This window comes from Sphingobacteriaceae bacterium, from assembly GCA_002319075.1.
GTDB lineage: Bacteria > Bacteroidota > Bacteroidia > B-17B0 > Aurantibacillaceae > Aurantibacillus.
On record NVQB01000001.1, the window covers coordinates 1,359,157 to 1,375,348 of the forward strand.

Annotated in this window: 16 protein-coding genes; 12 read left to right on the top strand and 4 right to left on the bottom strand. The window is 37.1% G+C overall.

All coding sequences use genetic code 11. The features are described from left to right. Window positions 1-27 precede the first annotated feature (27 nt). The 10 genes from CNR22_06130 (at window position 28) to CNR22_06175 (ending at window position 9,287) form a co-directional block, all read left to right on the top strand. Entirely contained in the window at window positions 28-1,677 is a 1,650-nt protein-coding gene (locus CNR22_06130; protein PBQ31357.1) for an altronate hydrolase, read from the top strand. A 30-nt stretch (window positions 1,678-1,707) separates the two neighbouring features. After that, window positions 1,708-3,144 (top strand): glucuronate isomerase, encoded by a 1,437-nt coding sequence (locus tag CNR22_06135; GenBank protein ID PBQ31358.1) that lies wholly within the window; start codon window positions 1,708-1,710, stop codon window positions 3,142-3,144. An 8-nt stretch (window positions 3,145-3,152) separates the two neighbouring features. Further along, window positions 3,153-3,908, top strand: coding sequence for a 2-deoxy-D-gluconate 3-dehydrogenase (locus CNR22_06140; GenBank protein PBQ34839.1), 756 nt, complete (start codon window positions 3,153-3,155; stop codon window positions 3,906-3,908). A gap of 87 nt (window positions 3,909-3,995) precedes the next feature. Further along, window positions 3,996-4,826, top strand: a complete 831-nt coding sequence (locus CNR22_06145) for a 5-dehydro-4-deoxy-D-glucuronate isomerase (protein PBQ31359.1) — start codon at window positions 3,996-3,998, stop codon at window positions 4,824-4,826. Next, on the top strand, window positions 4,826-5,887 hold the full coding sequence (locus tag CNR22_06150; GenBank protein PBQ31360.1) for a carbohydrate kinase: 1,062 nt from the start codon (window positions 4,826-4,828) through the stop codon (window positions 5,885-5,887). The genes CNR22_06145 and CNR22_06150 overlap by 1 nt, the downstream gene beginning before the upstream one ends. Beyond that, a complete protein-coding gene (locus CNR22_06155; GenBank protein PBQ31361.1) occupies window positions 5,884-6,546 on the top strand; it encodes a bifunctional 4-hydroxy-2-oxoglutarate aldolase/2-dehydro-3-deoxy-phosphogluconate aldolase in 663 nt (220 codons plus the stop codon). The genes CNR22_06150 and CNR22_06155 overlap by 4 nt, the downstream gene beginning before the upstream one ends. A gap of 2 nt (window positions 6,547-6,548) precedes the next feature. After that, window positions 6,549-7,880, top strand: coding sequence for an MFS transporter (locus tag CNR22_06160; protein PBQ31362.1), 1,332 nt, complete (start codon window positions 6,549-6,551; stop codon window positions 7,878-7,880). Further along, window positions 7,880-8,203, top strand: a complete 324-nt coding sequence (locus CNR22_06165; protein ID PBQ31363.1) for a cupin — start codon at window positions 7,880-7,882, stop codon at window positions 8,201-8,203. Before CNR22_06160 ends, CNR22_06165 begins: the two co-directional genes overlap by 1 nt. Beyond that, window positions 8,200-8,847: a haloacid dehalogenase gene (locus CNR22_06170; GenBank protein PBQ31364.1), complete on the top strand. Its 648-nt coding sequence runs from the start codon at window positions 8,200-8,202 to the stop codon at window positions 8,845-8,847. The genes CNR22_06165 and CNR22_06170 overlap by 4 nt, the downstream gene beginning before the upstream one ends. Next, a complete protein-coding gene (locus CNR22_06175) occupies window positions 8,844-9,287 on the top strand; it encodes an II family cellulose-binding protein (protein ID PBQ31365.1) in 444 nt (147 codons plus the stop codon). Before CNR22_06170 ends, CNR22_06175 begins: the two co-directional genes overlap by 4 nt. 27 nt (window positions 9,288-9,314) lie before the next feature. Here CNR22_06175 and CNR22_06180 read toward each other — a convergent pair whose 3' ends face one another. Together CNR22_06180 and CNR22_06185 are read right to left on the bottom strand one after the other, a co-directional pair. Further along, window positions 9,315-9,515, bottom strand: coding sequence for a hypothetical protein (locus tag CNR22_06180; GenBank protein ID PBQ31366.1), 201 nt, complete (start codon window positions 9,513-9,515; stop codon window positions 9,315-9,317). 3 nt (window positions 9,516-9,518) lie between these two features. Then, on the bottom strand, window positions 9,519-11,066 hold the full coding sequence (locus tag CNR22_06185; GenBank protein ID PBQ31367.1) for a deoxycytidylate deaminase: 1,548 nt from the start codon (window positions 11,064-11,066) through the stop codon (window positions 9,519-9,521). Window positions 11,067-11,669: 603 nt separating this feature from the next. Here CNR22_06185 and CNR22_06190 point away from each other — a divergent pair. Both CNR22_06190 and CNR22_06195 read left to right on the top strand, forming a co-directional pair. Beyond that, on the top strand, window positions 11,670-13,055 hold the full coding sequence (locus CNR22_06190; GenBank protein PBQ31368.1) for a hypothetical protein: 1,386 nt from the start codon (window positions 11,670-11,672) through the stop codon (window positions 13,053-13,055). A gap of 78 nt (window positions 13,056-13,133) precedes the next feature. Next, the gene (locus CNR22_06195) at window positions 13,134-14,084 is read left to right on the top strand and encodes a hypothetical protein (protein ID PBQ31369.1); all 951 of its coding nucleotides are present in this window, start codon (window positions 13,134-13,136) and stop codon (window positions 14,082-14,084) included. A 141-nt stretch (window positions 14,085-14,225) separates the two neighbouring features. Here the strand turns inward: CNR22_06195 and CNR22_06200 are convergent, their stop codons facing one another. Together CNR22_06200 and CNR22_06205 are read right to left on the bottom strand one after the other, a co-directional pair. Then, window positions 14,226-14,813, bottom strand: a complete 588-nt coding sequence (locus CNR22_06200) for a lactate utilization protein B/C (GenBank protein ID PBQ31370.1) — start codon at window positions 14,811-14,813, stop codon at window positions 14,226-14,228. After that, complete coding sequence (locus CNR22_06205; protein PBQ31371.1) at window positions 14,810-16,192, bottom strand: 4Fe-4S ferredoxin; 1,383 nt, start codon at window positions 16,190-16,192, stop codon at window positions 14,810-14,812. Before CNR22_06205 ends, CNR22_06200 begins: the two co-directional genes overlap by 4 nt.

Below are 16,192 nucleotides of genomic sequence, written 5' to 3' on the forward strand. Positions count from 1 at the left end.
CTAAATACTGTCACTAAAATAAAAAACATGAAACGCAGCGTTTTAAAAGTACATCCAAAAGATAACGTGATAGTAGCTTTGCAGGATCTTGCCAAAGGAAGCACTATCCAGCTGGATGGAAAAGAATACATCCTGCTGGAAGATATTCCTGCGAAACATAAATTTATCTCGGAGCCGGTAAAAATTCACGAACCTGTTATAATGTATGGTGTTTTAGTTGGAAAAGCTAAAGAAGATTTACAAGTTGGCGTACGCATCTCGACCGAAAATTTACATCACGCATCTAGTAGCTACGATTTAGGAGAACGAAGACTGGGTTGGAATGTTCCGGAAACAACTAAATTTAATGAAAGGACTTTTAATGGATATCACCGTTCCGACGGCAGTGTTGGGATCTCCAATTATTGGTTGATTATCCCCCTGGTGTTTTGCGAAAACAGAAATGTAGAAGTTATGCGTGAAGCTTTATTGGATGAACTTGGATACGCGCGGCCAAAGAAATACAAAAAATTCACCGAGAATCTTATTAACTTATATAAAGCAGGAAAAAGTGTTGAAGAAATTCTTCAAACAGACTTTACTTCGTCGTTAACCGCTGCACAAACAAAATTATTTGAAAATATTGATGGCGTAAAGTTTCTCACGCACGAAGGCGGCTGCGGCGGTATTCGTCAGGATTCACAAACCCTTTGCGGATTGCTTGCCGGATACATCACCCATCCAAATGTTGCCGGTGCAACTATCCTTAGTCTTGGTTGCCAAAATGCACAGGTAAGCATTTTACAGGAAGAAATTAAAAAACGCTCAGCAAATTTCGACAAACCTTTAATTGTTCTTGAACAACAAAAAATAGGAAAAGAAACAGATCTTATTTCAAAAGGTATTCGTGAAACTTTCGGGGCTCTTATAGCAGCCAACGAAAACAAAAGGAAACCAGCACCCATAAGCAAACTTGTTATAGGACTTGAATGTGGCGGATCAGATGGGTTCTCTGGAATCTCAGCTAATCCTGCAATCGGGTACACATCCGACCTTTTGATCGCAGCCGGCGGAAGTGTTATTCTCTCTGAGTTTCCGGAGCTCTGCGGTGTTGAACAGGAACTAAGTGACCGCTGCACAAATGTTGACATGGCAAAAAAATTTATGCACCTCATGAAAACATATAACCAACGTGCAGAAGATGCCGGGAGCGGATTCTACATGAATCCATCACCGGGAAATATTAAAGATGGTTTGATTACAGATGCTATTAAATCTGCGGGTGCAGCAAAAAAAGGCGGAACATCGCCAGTTGCGGACGTGCTGGATTACCCTGAACAAATAAAAAATCACGGTCTGAATTTATTATGTACCCCCGGAAATGACGTAGAATCGACCACTGCCGAAGTAGGATCGGGTGCTACAATTGTATTATTCACAACAGGTCTCGGTACCCCAACCGGAAATCCAATTGCCCCGGTTGTAAAACTGTCGAGTAACACTGCTCTATACAAAAAAATGCCAGATATCATTGATATTAACGCCGGGACTATTATTGATGGTGAAGAAACTATTGAGGAAGCGGGTGAACGCATTCTCGATTTTGTAATACGTGTAGCCAGCGGAGAACAAGAAGTTCTCTCGGTGAAAAACGGACAAGATGATTTTATTCCCTGGAAGAGAGGGGTTTCTCTTTAAACTAATTAAAACCACAAAAGTACTTAAGCAATGAAAAAATTTTTAGACGATAATTTTTTACTACAAAGTTCAACGGCTCAGAACTTATATCATTACTATGCAAAAGATTTACCCATCATTGACTACCACTGCCATCTCTCACAAGCGTTAATAGCAGAAGATCATAATTTTGAAAATCTTACAAAGATCTGGTTAGCCGGCGATCACTATAAATGGAGGGCTATGCGCACGAATGGTGTCGACGAGAGTTATATCACCGGCGATAAAAGCGATCTTGACAAATTTAAACAATGGGCTAAAACGGTTCCGTATACTTTGAGAAATCCACTTTATCATTGGACCCATCTTGAACTTCAACGCTACTTTAACATTCACTATTCATTAAATAACGAAACAGCGCAGGACATTTATGATGAATGTACTGCAAAACTTCAGACTTCAGATTACAGCGTAAGAAATTTACTTCGTAAGATGAATGTTGCATTAATTTGCACAACCGACGATCCCATAGATAATCTGGCTGATCATGCAAAATTGAAAAAAGAAAGCTTTGAAATTCCGATTCTGCCGGCATTCAGACCAGATAATGCAATGAATGTAGACAACATTGAAGTATTTAATGCCTATGTAAAAAAAGTAGAAAAGACCTCTAATGTTTCCGTATCCAACTTCAGCGATTATGTAAAGGCACTTAAAAGTCGTCACGACTTTTTTGCAGAGATTGGCTGCACCGTTTCTGACCATGGTTTAGAAGAAATCTATGCCGAAAATTATACGACTATAGAAATCGAAAAAATATTTTCTGAAATACTTTTAGGAACCGAAGTTAGCCTCGAAGATAAACGCAAATTTAAATCGGCCATGCTCGTTTTATTTGCTGAATGGGATTTTGAAAAAGGCTGGACACAACAATACCATCTTGGCGCCATTCGCAACAATAATTTACGCATGATTAAAAGCCTGGGCCCCGACACGGGTTGGGATTCTATCGGAGACTTTCAGCAGGCAAAATCATTAGCGAAATTTTTAGGACGATTAGATGCCGAAAACAAACTTACCAAGACCATCATCTACAATCTTAATCCCGCTGACAATGAAGTTATGGCTACCATGATCGGTAACTTTAACGACGGATCGATGGCCGGTAAAGTGCAATGGGGCTCGGCATGGTGGTTTCTCGATCAAAAAGACGGAATGACCAAACAAATAAACGCCCTTTCCAACATGGGCTTAGTAAGTAAATTTATCGGAATGCTTACCGACTCCCGAAGTTTTCTTTCCTATCCACGTCACGAATATTTCAGAAGATTGCTGTGTAATTTATTTGGAGAAGAAATCGAAAACGGCGAGTTGCCAAATGATATGGAGTGGACCGGTAAAATAATAAAAGACATCTGTTTCCATAATGCACAAAATTATTTCGGCTGGAAATCACTAACGAACGTAAAAACTTTAAATAACCAATGAGTCTAAACATTTTTGACCTAAAAGGCAAAACCGCTTTAATAACAGGGGGTAACAAAGGTATTGGAAAAGGCATGGCGCTGGGCCTGGCTGAAGCTGGAGCAGATATTCTCGTGGTATCTTCCTCCATAGAATTAGAAGGCAGCGCCATTGAAAAAGAAGTGCGCGCGTTGGGTCGCAATTTTAAAGCTTACCAGGCAGATTTTACAGATCGCAGCAGTCTTTATGCTTTCATTGATAAAGTTCAGAAAGAAAATAAAACAATAGATATTCTTTGTAACAATGCGGGTACCATTATGCGCAAACCGGCAGCTGAGCACCCGGATGAATATTGGGATAAAGTTCTTGCGATAAATCTTGATTCACAATTTATTCTGGCAAGAGAGATCGGAAAAAAAATGATCGAACAAAAAAGTGGAAAAATAATTTTCACGTGTTCTTTACTGAGTTTTCAGGGCGGAATAAATGTTCCCGGATACGCTGCAAGCAAAGGCGCTGTAGCCAGTCTTGTGAAAGCACTTGCAAACGAATGGGCATCAAAAGGAATTAATGTTAACGGAATCGCTCCAGGATATATTGCTACAGACAACACAGAAGCACTTCGCAACGATGCAGAGCGCAGCAAATCAATTTTGGAAAGAATACCTGCAGGCCGATGGGGAGAAGCGGAAGATTTTAAAGGTCCTGCCGTATTTCTCGCGTCACGCTCTTCAAATTATATAAATGGCACCATACTTACCGTTGACGGCGGTTGGATGGGAAGATAACAGCGACGCAGGCCCGTTAAAAAACGGGACGCTTGACTAGTGGTAATAAAAAAAAGAATTAAAGTTTAGAACAAACATAAACACACTATGGAAATCAGATTTGAACACCATCCTAAAGAAGTAAGCAGGATGAATACCGAAGAATTACGTAATGCATTTCTCGTTGAAAAATGTATAGTTAACGACGAGATCAACTATATGTATTCGCATTATGACCGCGTAATTATAGGTGGGGCAAAACCTGTACACAAAACACTTGTGCTACAAAATGATCCGGAATTGCGTTCTGACTATTTTTTAGAACGTCGTGAACTCGGAATCATTAATGTGGGTGGTAGCGGTAGCGTTGAAGCAGATGGAATTAAACACGATCTTGAAAAATTAAGTTGTTTATACCTTGGCAAAGGCACAAAAAAAGTTTCTTTCAAAAGCAAAGATCCTAAAAATCCTGCCAGCTTTTTTTTGATGTCAACACCGGCACATTTTATCTATCCTAATACCGTAATGCACAAAGAAAGTGCCTCGCCGGTAAATCTTGGTGATGGATCTACATCTAACAAAAGAACCATCTACAAATACATTCACCTGGAAGGCATTCGCAGCTGTCAATTGGTAATGGGTTTAACCGTTCTTGAAAATGGAAGTGTTTGGAATTCGGTTCCTCCACATACGCATACACGCAGAACAGAAGTTTATTTTTATTTCGATCTACCAGAACAACAACGTTTGTTCCACTACATGGGCGAACCAACAGAGACAAGACATTTACTTATGAAAAATCATCAGGCGGTTATTTCTCCACCCTGGTCGGTACACTTTGGAAGTGGAACTTCTAATTATGCTTTCATATGGGCAATGGCCGGTGAAAATCAAGTGTACAGTGATATGGATGCTCTGGCCGTAACCGATCTTAAATAATGGCACCTGAAAAAAAAATAATTCATAAAACTGTTCTCTGCTTTGGCGAGTTGCTCCTGCGCATGTCACCAAGAATAAATGGAGAATGGATTAACGATAATACTATACCCACTTATGTGGGCGGTGCAGAACTAAATGTTGCTACTGCTTTGGCAAAATGGAAAATTCCAAGTAAATATTTCACAGCCCTTCCAGATCACGCCTTAAGTCATGAGCTTATAAACTACTTAAAGAAAAAAAATATCGATGCCTCTTCTGTAAATTTATCGGGAGAAAGAATTGGTATCTATTTTTTACCGCAAGGGAGTGATCTTAAAAATTCGGGGGTGATCTATGACAGAGCCCATTCTTCATTTTCGCAATTAAAGCCAGGCATGATTGACTGGAATAAAACACTAAAAGATGTTACCTGGTTTCATTTCAGCGCAATTAATCCCGCACTTAATTTAAATGTCACCGCACTTTGCCTCGAAGCTTTAGAAGCAGCTTCCAAAAAAAAGATTACCATTTCTATGGATCTGAATTTTCGCGCCAAGCTTTGGAAGTATGGAAAAAATCCAGTGGATATAATGCCGCAACTAGCATCCTATTGCGATCTGATCATGGGAAATATTTGGGCCGCCGAAAAGTTATTAGGCATTTCTGTAGATCTTAAAATTCTTAGAAAAAACAGTAAAAAGGCTTACCTTGAACATGCTCTGTACACTTCCGAAGAAATTATTAAGCGTTTTCCAAAAGTAAAAACAGTGGCCAATACTTTTCGCTTCGACAGAAAAGGCAGCGCCATAAATTATTATGCCACTCTTTACACTGAAAATAAATTGTATGTTGCAGATGAAATAAATGCTACCGAAATAAAAGATAAAATTGGAAGCGGCGATTGCTTTATGTCCGGACTTATTTACGGATTTTATAAAAACAACACCCCTTCTAAAATTGTAAATTTCTCAGCAGCAGCGGCGGTAGGAAAAATGTACGAAACCAGCGATGCAACCAATCAATCACCGGCCAAAATAACCGCGGACGTAAAAAGGAACACGGAATTAAAAGATAAAAAATGAGCAAACAACAAACATCTTTAGACCTGATTTTAAAACAAGCCATGTTGCCACTTTTTTTTCACCCTGGTGAAGAAGTAAGTATTCATGTTCTGAAAGCGCTTTATAGCGCCGGCATCAGAAGTGTAGAATATACAAATCGTGGACCAGAAGCCTTAGGGAACTTCAAAAAATTACTGGCCGTAAAAAAATCAGAAATGAAAGATTTGCAATTAGGAATCGGAACGATTAAAAATAAAGAGTCGGCCGCACAGTTTATTGAAGCTGGAGCAGATTATTTAGTAAGTCCCGGTTACATTGCAGAGGTAGGAGACATTGCAGGAAAAAACAACATTCTCTGGATTCCAGGCTGCATGACTAGTTCTGAGATTATTGCGGCAGAAAATGCAGGAGTGAAATTCATTAAACTTTTTCCAGGAAACATTCTGGGTCCGGCATTTATGTCTTCTATCAAAGATATCTTCCCGGATATTTACTTTATGCCAACCGGCGGAGTTGATTTAACTTCAGAAAGTATTGGCGGCTGGTTTAAATCTGGTGTTAGCGCGGTAGGCATGGGAAGTAAACTCATTACCAAAGAATTATTGGAACAAAAAAATTATACTAAAATTGAAACACTTACCAAAGAAGCGCTAAGTCTTGTAGCCTCTCTAAAAAAATAAAAATGAGTACAAGTACACTGAATCAAAAAATGGGCACGTATCGCTGGACAATTTGTTCTCTGCTATTCTTTGCTACCACTATAAATTATCTCGACCGCGTAGTAATCGCTCTCTTAAAATCAGATCTAACCGTCTATTTTAACTGGAGCGGTATTGAAGCTATTGAGAACTACGCCAATCTTGAAATTGTATTTAAAATTTCCTACGCATTTGGAATGGTTATAGCGGGAAGACTTATAGATAAACTCGGAACAAAAATAGGGTATGGACTATTTACATTCTTATGGAGCGTTGCTGCTGTTTGTCATGCCCTGGCAAAAAGCACCCTGGGCTTTGGCTTCGCGCGCTTTGGCCTTGGAGTGATGGAGTCCGGAAATTTTCCAGCAGCCATAAAAACAGTAGCAGAATGGTTTCCAAAAAAAGAACGCGCCTTCGCTACTGGCATTTTTAATTCTGGAGCTAACATTGGAGCCATTATAGCACCTCTTTCAGTTCCCGTAATTGCTGAACGCTGGGGTTGGCAATGGGCATTTATCATAACAGGTTCAATGGGATTTATCTGGCTCATCTTTTGGTTTTTACTCTATGAAATTCCCGCCAAACAAGCGCGCCTTAAAAAAGAAGAGTTTGATTATATTCACAGCGATGTGGATGAACAAAATGATACCGCTACAAACGAGAGCGCACCACGTATTACCTGGGCTAAACTATTAACGTTTAAACAGACATGGGCCTTTGTTCTTGGTAAATTTTTAACTGATCCTATTTGGTGGTTCTATTTATTCTGGCTACCCGACTTTTTACAAAATCAATACGGTTTAAAAGGTACAGAAGTTTCTTTTCCCGTAGCTATGGTATACATCATGTCCAGCTTTGGAAGTATTGGTGGCGGGTGGTTGCCCATGTTTTTAATTAACAGGGGAGTTCCGGCATTTAAGGCGCGCAAGAGATCTATGCTGGTGTACGCTTTTTTAGTTATACCAATTATTTCTGCACAATTATTAGGTTCACTTAACATGTGGCTCGCTGTAATGGTTATCGGTTTAGCAACAGCGGCCCACCAGGCATGGAGCGCAAATATTTTCACTACCGTAAGCGACATGTTTCCTAAAAGAGCAACGGCTTCCGTAACCGGCATCGGTGGAATGTTTGGTGCATTGGGCGGAATCGCACTTACTTTATTGGTTCAAAAACGTCTGTTCGTTTACTTTGAATCTCTTGGTAAAATTGAAGTAGCTTATTATATTATGTTCATCGTATGCGGCCTGGCATATCTTCTCGCATGGCTGATCATGCATGTACTTGTTCCTAAAATGAAACCAGTAGAAATTTAATGGAGGCTTTTCATTTAACTAACCAAACCTGGACAGAGCTGGGAAATGGCGTTAAGCGCCAGATAGTGAGTTATGATGAAAACGTAATGCTTGTAAAAGTCAAATTTGACTCGGGTGCTATTGGAGTTTTACATCAGCATCCTCATGTTCAGATGAGTTACGTAGAATCGGGAGTTTTTGAATACACCATCGACGGGGCAAAACAAATTCTTCGCAAGGGTGAAAGTTGTTTTGTTCCCTCCAATAAACTTCACGGTTGCGTTTGTTTAGAAACTGGAATTCTTCTCGATGTCTTTAGTCCTTGCAGACAAGATTTTTTATGACGGTAAGAAGTATCATATTCGACTGCGACGGGGTGTTGGTAGACAGCGAGAAACTTGCGATCAAAGCTTTATTGTTACTCGCAAGACCCTATGGATTCAAGCTAGGCCTTTCTGAAACAATGCGATTATTTCATGGAAAAAGCTACCAATATTGTTTCGATACCATCAGAGCTGGCTGCAAATATCCTTTACCTGGCGATTACGAAGAACGCTACCGTCGCCTAAGTTTCGACTATTTTAAACGGGAACTTAAACCTGTAAAAGGTGTTATTGGTTTTATCAATGCTCTGCGTGTGCCTTTCTGCGTGGCATCCAGTGGACCCCGGGATAAAATATTCTTGAATCTTCAGCTAGCTGGCCTTGCTGATAAGTTTCACAACGCTATTTTTAGTTGTTATGACATCGGGAAATTTAAACCGGAACCGGATATTTTTCTCCATGCTGCCAAAGAAATGGATTTCAGTGTGGAAGACTGTATTGTTATTGAGGATAGCCCGACAGGCGTGCAAGCTGCTGTGGCTGGAGGATTTAAAGTATACGGACTGGCAACAAAACATACCGAAAAAGAACTCCAAGAAGCCGGAGCCATAACCTTTAGTAATTTTAAAGAACTCACGGCCCTTTTAAACTTTCGGGAGTCATGACTATTTCTATAAACACTCCTGCTCTGCTCTTTCCAGCTATCAGCTTAATTATGCTGGCTTATACAAATCGTTTTCTTGCTTTGGCTGCCGTTGTGCGAAATCTTCACGACAGAACCAAGACCGGAGAACCGAATCCTGTTTTACACGCACAAATAAAAAGTCTGCGTTACCGTTTAAAACTAATTAAAGCCATGCAATTTATGGGGGTGCTGAGTTTTCTTCTTGCACTAGTGTCAATGTATTTTATAAATGCCAATAACGAAACACCCGCCAATATAACTTTTGCAATTTCAGTAGTGCTTTTTGCGGGCTCCTTGTTTATTTCTCTGCTTGAGATACAGGTAAGCACAAAGGCGCTGGAGCTGGAACTCAGCGACATGGAAGGTCTCGACGACAAGGGAATTTTTGGTTACCTGAAAGATTCTTTGAAGAAGAAGTAGTGAAATTTGCATTTTCCTTTTAAACACTTAACGTAAAAGAATTCTTCTGTAAATTTCTTTGCGATAATCCAACTGTACGATTTTAGCTTCTTTTAAAATTATCTTTTCTTGATCTTCATTTCTAGAAAATTCAACTTTATTTTCATGTAATTGATGAACAATTGATTCGATGTTCGATTCAAAGCTAAATTCTAACTGTATTTGAATATCTATTTTTTTTGAACTCATTAACTAAATGATTTTCCTACTAATTAAATTCTCAGTAACTTCTTTTTCTAATTTTGGAATTGACTGCAATGATAATGTTTTTTTTGGGAAAATCTTATCCTTGTGAACATCTATTTTTTTACCCTTACTATCTTTTCTTTGAGAAGTCATTTTAAAGAAATCCAAATATCTTTTTGGGGAAACGCCCTCAAACATTAATAATCTTAACTTTCCAGTTTCAGTTTCGTTTTCTGTAATAGAGTCATCATGCAATTTTATTGCCAGACTTTTACGGTAAGGTTCTATGTAATAAACCTCTTTAATACCAGCAGCTACAATATGCCTAGCGCAGTTGTGACAAGGGTAAGTTGTGCAATATAATTTACCACCGATTATTTTATTACCGCCAGTAATACCTGCATTTATTATTGCAGACATTTCGGCATGTACAGCCCTAGAAAACTCAATTAGTTGTTTAATTTTCGAATCCTTAATAACTTTAATTGCCTTAACTTTATTCTCCTCAGTTATTAGGTTTTCTGACATAAGAGTTTTAACTAATGATATTGTAATTAGATCCTTTTCTTCATCATTGAAACATTTTCCACCTTCTTTATGAATACAACGATGGTCTTTAGAACTCAGATAGTCATTTACGTCAAAATTATAAACTCCTCCACCAAATTTTGGAACATCGTTCCAACCTAATGACAATATATTCCCTTTTTCGTCCGTAATAGAAGCGCCAACTTGGCGAGACAAACAAGCAGAATTACCTGAAGCTGAATTAGCAGCATACATAGCTAGTTCATCACTCGAAGGAGTAACAATATCGGATTGGAAAATTAAATTGAAATATCTCTTTAACTTCTCTTCAAGGTTTGCTGTAGAATCTGAATCAAAACGTAAGAAAAAGTCAGATAATACAAAAGTATCATAAACATGCTGACCATTTTTAATTTTTTCGCCTATATCTTGATTCATAAGACTTATGACATTTTCTTCTTCAATACCAGAATGTATTAATCTTTTCTTTCTTTCATCGTAAGATGAAAAAAGACCAAATGAATAGAACAAATCAGAATAAATTAATTTAAATAATTCTAATTCATCTTTATGTTTTATTGAATTGATTAGAAAACAAACTCTTTTACTACTAAAGTTAAGATCATCCGCTTTAGATAACTCGCGGTTTACAGAGATTTCATTTATAGCAAGCTCAGCAAGTATACTTTCATTATGGACACTTCTCAATCTATTTCCCTCGTCAATAAGTTTCCGATATCGATCGTATTTATTATCCAATGCATCTAAATTAGGTTCACCAAATTTTTTAATTAGCTCACTAAGTTTTATTTCAACAACCTCATAATTGTACTGTTCTCTCAGAACTTTAGAGATTGTTTTAGAAACAATATCAATATTTGTTCCTATAAATCCACATAACCCTATTACCAATTCTTCGGTGTGCGTACCACGCAGTTTTTCTAAAAGATTTTTTTCTTTTTCCGAACTTATAGAAAGAGTTATTTCGGAATCTCTAGTTGTAAGATTTAATGCGGGCTCAGCCATAATTTTGGGTAAAAAATGAATTTATAAATTAGATTATTGAATTAAGCGATGCCTTAAATTATTAAATATAATAACTACAAAATACACGTCTTCACTACTTTATTAACCTATCATTGTTTTTTGTCATAAATAGTTCATTTTCAAGTTATTACATTTTAATTGGAAAATAATTACTATACTTTTATACTTTACTCTCGGTTTTTAAATATCAATTGTTTTCAGAAATTGTTTTTGGGTATCTTCAATTAGTATTTCCCTTTTCGAAATCCAAGTAGGCACAAACCCCATTGAGTTAAACTTAGCACTCTTCATTTTTTGCATGATTTTAAATTATCCTTTACAAGGCCTCATTAATTCTTAAGCATTAAATATATTTTAATAAAATTAGATTTTGAATCAGGTAAAAAAAATTGCTCTTACAAAGAGTATGAGATGTCGAGTTTTACTTCTATCTATTTTTTTAGAAAATACTGACAATGTATATGCGGACTATCTCAATTTTTGATATATTTAAACAACCCAGTAATCCCAAATCTTTACAATAAGTATAATGGTTTGTAGCGTTTAGTTTGATTTCAATGGTAATAAAATAGATTAAATATAATGAACATAGCAATCGTAATAGGTGTAAGTACATATAATCATTCGAGCAACAACCTGCCTGGCTGCAAAAATGATGCCGATGCAATTTATCAAATTTTAGAAAAAACTGATAAGTATAGCGATATCTTATACATTAATAAAAATGAACATAGTGCTAAAACTAAAGAACTATTAAGTAATTTTATTTTAAAGAATAAAGGAACGGTAATTAAAGAATTGTTTTTTTATTATTCGGGTCATGGAGAATTTTCAAATGAGGAATTTTACTACGTGTTATCTGATTTTGACCCTAAAAAGAAAAATCAGACCTCTCTTCAAAATAATGAAGTAGATGACCTAATTAGAACTCTGTCACCTGATCTTGTTATTAAATTTATAGACGCCTGCCAATCGGGGACGACTTATATCAAAGAAGGAAATATACTAAACAAATACTTTAACGATTCAAAAAAAGGATTTAATAAATGCTATTTCTTGAATTCGTCTCTCAATAACCAATCCTCTTTTCAAAACGAGCAACTAAGTTTTTTTACGTTTAGCTTTATCAAAGCGCTTAAGGAGCATCAAACAAAGGAGATACGCTATAAAGACATAATCGATGTGATTTCTGATGAGTTTTCTCAGAATCAGGATCAAACACCATTTTTTGTTATTCAAGCAGATCTAACGGAAAAATTTTGTTCATTCTCTAATGACTTAAAAGAATATCTAAATTCCTTTAATCCTGTTCTTTTAACAACTAATGAAACAGAAAGTACTCCGCTTACATTAGCTGATCTAGTGATAAACGATGCTAAGCAATACGTTGATAAAGAGGGCGCATTTAAAGCTATTGATTTCGTGCAAAAAGAGTTTGAATCAATAACTATATCTGGAGAGCTAAGTGGATTGTATAAATTAGAAGTGAGCCTCTTACAAGATTACGATTCTATCCCTAGTATAATTGCCATAGGTAAATGGCTTAAGGATAATAAGAATGATTATTTTGCAAGATTAGTATATGAAGAGAGAGTTGATTTTGATTCAGGAGAAGAATATACAAGTTTGACTGGGTTTGAGTTAAAGTTTGACACTCCCTACAAGGCAATTCTAATAGACATAAATAGGCTTTATCCTAATTTGACTTCGTATCAATGTGGTGTTGCATTCCTAATTTCTAAAAAATTAATAACTTTTTTCTATTTTATCACGAATTATATTGACGAAAGTTGGGATAACAGAAATTTGAATAGATCAGGAATAAAATGGGTCTATACCGAAGCTAAAATTTCAGATGAGGAAGCTATTAAATCAAACATAAAAGTAATAAAGGCTAAAATAGAGAAAACCATTATGGACGAACTAAGTGTCAAATTTGAAGCCAAAAAAGACGATCTGCCATTTTAAAATCTCGGAAGACATAAGTACATTTAGCATGCTGAGGACAGGTAAAGTGTTACTTTGCCTTACGTATGGCTCAATTATATGATAGACGAAACAAATAAAACTGGACTTATGGAGTTCTTAAAAAATTTAAGTTTGCCCGAATGGGTTAGCAAAAATATATTGACAGCTCTTGGAAAAGGGATTCAGGGCATTATAATAGAAGCAAGTGAAATTCCTAAGACGTCAATTAGGAATTATACGGAAAGACTTAAATTAATAGGTGAAATAAAAAGAGACCTTATTAGAAGAGCTTCAGAACATCAATTAAATCAAATTGACATTGAGCCGGACTTGGCTAAAAGAGCCCTAGAAAATCATGGTATTCAACTGATAGAAGAACAATTAAATAAAGAAACAATTGTTGCGAGAACAATTCAATCACTAAAAACCATCGAAACACCTTCAGAACAGCATGAAAAATTAATAAGTCCCGATTGGTTAACTTCGTTTTGGAATTTGGCAGGTACCAAATCAGAGGACGAGATACAAGAGATTCTAAGTAAGATTTTAGCAAATGAAATTTTACAACCTGGCAGCCTCAGTCTCCATACACTGCAAACGCTCTCAATTTTAAATAGTAAGGTTGGTAACTCATTTTCAAAACTTTGTAATCTAAGTATCGAAGACCTTACTAGAACGTATTTTATTCATCCTAACGTTTTCCCTTTTCAGAACGTTGGCGACTTACAAGATTATGAAATAAGCTTTAATGATTTGCTTGACTTGGATGGGGCTAATTTGATTAGATCCGCGGAAACAATTCGACTAAATTTTGCTAGCATTGAAAATCTGAATGTGGGAGAATATGATTATGAAGTCGTGGACTATGCATCTAAAAAAGCAAAATTAGATGTTTCTGGAAAACAATTGAATTTAATTTATTTTACTCAAGCAGGAAGAGAACTAAGAAGGTTAATTAAAATGACGCCAGTTGCCAAGTATACTGATGCTCTAAGTAAACATTTAGGGGATAATTTTAAACTGGAATAACATTACCTAACATAATTTCGGCACTACCGGACCACTGTCTATATTCAAAAGCAAATTTACGGACAGATAATTCATCTTTTTTCTGTACCTGTTATTATTTTAACTTCACTTCATGAAATTCAACAGAAAAAGAAGAAGGGACTAACTCAATATATATATCACCAAACTTCGCGCGCCATGCGCACCAATCACCAGAGATTGTTCAATGTCTGCTGTTTTTGAAGGTCCGGCTATAAAAGCTCCCCAACCCGTTTTAAAAGTATTTATTTTTTCATAAGCCTGGTGCATAGTTGCAACAAGGGTTTTTGCCTCTACTACTAAAACTAAATGCTGACAAATAAAAGGCAACAGCCGGTTGGGCAAATTAGAATCGTCTACCCAGATAGCACTGTTTTCAGCTACTCCCAATTGGCCTCTCACAAAAGAGAGATCTATTTTTTCAAGATCCACCGAACTACTCATTTCATCTATAGAAACATCCGGTGTTCCTATTTCGGAAATCGTATTTACAACAAATTTTCCATTTGCTTTTGCGTTTTCAAATTCTAATATAATCTCCTGCCAGTCTTTTAGCTGGATCACTTTAGAACCAATAAGTTCAGCTGTTTGAATAAATTGTTCGAGCACAGAAGTCTGATCTGAATCCGGATATACCGGCATAGCTGGACTTTCCACCAAGGCAGGTTTGTTTTGAGAAATTGCTTTTAAAATATCTTCTCTCGAACTCATGCTTTTTTATTTTTTATATACCAATCTCTAAAACTATGTTTTGGAGCAACAGGCATTTCTCTTTGTTTGTACCAGGGATTTAATGTATTATTTACAAGTCCGGGAAACATACGAATGATCCACCTTCCGGCCTTTCCCGCAAAACGAAATACTTTAGGATAAGACAAAACAAAGGCCATACCTTTCATTCCTGCAGTTTTTCCGGAAGAGGCATAACCTTCTTCCGTCAAAACCTGACGCCACTTCCAGAGTTGTTCGTGAATATTTATTTTAACGGGGCAAACATTTGTGCAGGAGCCACAAAGTGTAGAAGCAAATGGAAGATCTGCATTCTCACGCATGTTAATGTTTGGATTTAAGATAGAACCAATAGGCCCCGCTGTAGCATTGTGGTAACTGTGTCCGCCGCTTCTTCTATAAACCGGACAAGTATTAAAACAAGCTGCACAACGAATACATTTTAAAGAATTGCGAAAGTCTTCGCGGCCTAACTGTTTGCTGCGTCCATTATCTACAATTACAATATGCATTTCCTGGCCTTTGCGCGGACGGTGGAAATGACTGGAATAAGTTGTAATAGGTTGTCCGGTAGCACTGCGCGTGAGCAACCTTAAGAAAACAGAAAGATGTTCTGCTTTTGGGATTATTTTTTCAAACCCCATGCAGGCAATATGAATTTTGGCAGCGTGCGCACCCATGTCAGCATTTCCTTCATTTGTGCAGACCACAAAACCACCCGTTTCTGCCACTGCAAAATTAACACCGGTAATCGACAGGTCTGCCTCGATAAATTTATTTCTTAAATGTTGGCGTGCTGCTTCCGTTAAATATTGCGGATCATTATTTCCCTTTTCGGTATGTAAATGCTCATGAAAAGTATCGCTAACATCCTGTTTCTTTAAGTGAATAGCAGGTAGCACAATGTGGCTTGGTGGTTCGTTTCTAAATTGCACAATACGTTCACCAAGGTCGGTATCTACAACTTCAATACCTTTAGAAATCAAAAAAGGATTCAGGTGACATTCCTCCGTCAACATGGATTTACTCTTTACGATTTTTTTTACATTATTTTTTCGCGCTATTTCAAGAATGATCTCGTTATGCTCTTTGGCATCTGCGGCCCAATGCACTTTAACACCGTTTGCTTGTGCGTTCTTTTCAAATGCTAATAGATAGGTATCCAGGTTGGAAAGCGCATGGTTTTTAATTTGTGACCCGAGTTCACGCAGACTTTCCCACTCCGGTAATTTGTGAACGATCTTATCACGCTTTGCTCTTACAAACCAAAGTGTTTCGTCATGCCAGTTCGTGCGGGCTTCGTCAGAAATAAATTTTTCCGCTGCCACCGCATGTTCAACTGGTTTTAAAAATTTTTCCAT

Excerpts from the sequence above, each read along its gene's own strand:
- CNR22_06155 (PBQ31361.1), top strand. The coding sequence starts at position 5,884 with ATGAGCAAACAACAAACATCTTTAGACCTGATTTTAAAACAAGCCATG.
- CNR22_06160 (PBQ31362.1), top strand. The coding sequence starts at position 6,549 with ATGAGTACAAGTACACTGAATCAAAAAATGGGCACGTATCGCTGGACA.
- CNR22_06145 (PBQ31359.1), top strand. The coding sequence starts at position 3,996 with ATGGAAATCAGATTTGAACACCATCCTAAAGAAGTAAGCAGGATGAAT.
- CNR22_06190 (PBQ31368.1), top strand. The coding sequence starts at position 11,670 with ATGAACATAGCAATCGTAATAGGTGTAAGTACATATAATCATTCGAGC.
- CNR22_06175 (PBQ31365.1), top strand. The coding sequence starts at position 8,844 with ATGACTATTTCTATAAACACTCCTGCTCTGCTCTTTCCAGCTATCAGC.
- CNR22_06185 (PBQ31367.1), bottom strand. The coding sequence starts at position 11,066 with ATGGCTGAGCCCGCATTAAATCTTACAACTAGAGATTCCGAAATAACT.
- CNR22_06170 (PBQ31364.1), top strand. The coding sequence starts at position 8,200 with ATGACGGTAAGAAGTATCATATTCGACTGCGACGGGGTGTTGGTAGAC.
- CNR22_06205 (PBQ31371.1), bottom strand. The coding sequence starts at position 16,192 with ATGGAAAAATTTTTAAAACCAGTTGAACATGCGGTGGCAGCGGAAAAA.
- CNR22_06130 (PBQ31357.1), top strand. The coding sequence starts at position 28 with ATGAAACGCAGCGTTTTAAAAGTACATCCAAAAGATAACGTGATAGTA.
- CNR22_06165 (PBQ31363.1), top strand. The coding sequence starts at position 7,880 with ATGGAGGCTTTTCATTTAACTAACCAAACCTGGACAGAGCTGGGAAAT.
- CNR22_06195 (PBQ31369.1), top strand. The coding sequence starts at position 13,134 with ATGATAGACGAAACAAATAAAACTGGACTTATGGAGTTCTTAAAAAAT.
- CNR22_06135 (PBQ31358.1), top strand. The coding sequence starts at position 1,708 with ATGAAAAAATTTTTAGACGATAATTTTTTACTACAAAGTTCAACGGCT.
- CNR22_06150 (PBQ31360.1), top strand. The coding sequence starts at position 4,826 with ATGGCACCTGAAAAAAAAATAATTCATAAAACTGTTCTCTGCTTTGGC.
- CNR22_06200 (PBQ31370.1), bottom strand. The coding sequence starts at position 14,813 with ATGAGTTCGAGAGAAGATATTTTAAAAGCAATTTCTCAAAACAAACCT.
- CNR22_06180 (PBQ31366.1), bottom strand. The coding sequence starts at position 9,515 with ATGAGTTCAAAAAAAATAGATATTCAAATACAGTTAGAATTTAGCTTT.